Origin of the sequence: Streptomyces sp. RP5T (assembly GCF_003933965.1) — a bacterium.
Classification (GTDB): domain Bacteria; phylum Actinomycetota; class Actinomycetes; order Streptomycetales; family Streptomycetaceae; genus Streptomyces.
In genome coordinates this window covers 1-1584 of record NZ_RSAJ01001034.1, presented here as the reverse complement: position 1 = coordinate 1584, position 1584 = coordinate 1, and the positions used below count along the sequence as shown (strand labels likewise).

The window sequence follows — 1584 nt, the reverse complement described above, 5'->3', positions numbered from 1 at the left end:
GGCCGTACCCCCGCCACCAGGCCGCGAGGCCGGGGACGCGGGCGACGGCCCATCGCAGCAGGGTCCACAGGGCGGCCTCGCCGCACCGGAGCCACCAGGTCAGCAGCAGGGCGGCTGCGGCATGGGCGGCGGTGGCGTGCGGGACGAGGGCGTGGACAGGGGTGTGGGTCATGCGCATGCCGCGCATGACGCTCGCGGTGTGCGGACGCACCGCCCCGAAGGCCGCGTGCAGGGCGCCCTGGGCCGTGAGAGTGGCCCCGCCGACGGCCCCCAGGGATCGCTCCCGGCCGCCGAGCAGCCGGCCCGCCGCGAACGCGGCCACGAACCCGGCCGTCTGCGTCCACACCGGCGGCGCCATGCCGGTCGCCAGCGTGTGTCCGCCGGCGGCCAGCAGTACGCAGAGCGCGGCGAAGACAGCCGCGCGCAGGGTCCGGACCCCGGAGGACGCCCTCATGGCGACCGATACTCCCACGTGTGGCCGGCGCCCCGACCGCGGGTGCGGTCAGTAGATGTCCCGCACATAGCGCTTCTCGGCGGCGAGTTGCTTCGCCCAGGCCGCCGCGCCGGCCCGGTCCAGGCCGCCGTGCAGGACCGCGATGTCCCGCAGGGCCTGGTCGACGTCCTTCGCCATGCGGGAGGCGTCCCCGCACACGTAGAGGTGGGCGCCGTCCTGGAGCCAGGACCACAGCAGCGGGCCGTGCTCGCGCATCCGGTCCTGGACGTAGACCTTGGCGCGCTGGTCGCGGGAGAAGGCGGTGTCCAGACGGGCGAGGGTGCCGTCGGCCAGGAAGCCGGTCAGCTCGTCCTCGTAGTAGAAGTCGGTCGCCCGGTGCTGCTCGCCGAAGAACAGCCAGTTGGGGCCCCGGTGGCCGAGCGCCCGGCGCTGCTCCAGGAAGCCGATGAAGGGCGCGACACCGGTGCCGGGGCCGACCATGACCATGGGAGTGCCGGAGTCGGCCGGCGGACGGAAGTGCGGGGAGCGCCGGACATGGAGGGGCACCGGGGTGTCCGCGGCCGCGTCGGCGAGGAACGGCGAGCAGACGCCCTGCCGGGGCCTGCCGTGCAGGTTCTCGTACCGCACGACCGAGACGGTCAGCGACACCAGGTGCGGGTCGGTCAGCGGGCTGGACGATATGGAGTACAGGCGCGGCTGGAGGCGCCCGAGGGCCCGCGCCCACTCCTGCGGGCCGGCCTTCACGGCGTACTGCGTGATCACGTCCACGGCCTGCCGGCCCCAGCCCCACTTGGCGAGCTCGTCCTTGTTGTCCGGGCGCAGGAGCTTCTTCAACTCCCTCGGGTCCCTGGTGTGTTCGGCGACGAACCGGAGCAGGCCGGGGGTGATCCCGGTGATGTCGAGGTGGCGCCGGAACGCCTCACCCAGCGCGACCTCGCCCACGCCGGCGACCTCGACCGCGGCCCCCGCGTCGAGACCGGTGACGGCCAGCCACTCCGCCACCAGCCCGGCCGAGTTGAGCGGCCGGATGCCGAGGGCGTCACCCGCCTCGTACAGCAGCGGGCCCTCGCCGTCCCGGGTGTCGAAGGTGAACCTGCGGACCTCCTTGCCGGCGCCGGGCAGGCTCAGGA

2 protein-coding genes are annotated in these 1584 nt (G+C 74.6%); both read right to left on the bottom strand.

Going from position 1 to position 1584, the window contains the following annotated elements; genetic code table 11:
• A partial coding sequence (locus EHS43_RS44205; protein WP_125196019.1) for a hypothetical protein occupies positions 1–454 on the bottom strand: 454 nt, incomplete at its 3' end.
• Between the two features lie 48 nt (positions 455–502).
• The coding region (locus EHS43_RS44200; protein ID WP_369009082.1) for a sulfite reductase flavoprotein subunit alpha at positions 503–1584 on the bottom strand (1082 nt) is incomplete at its 5' end.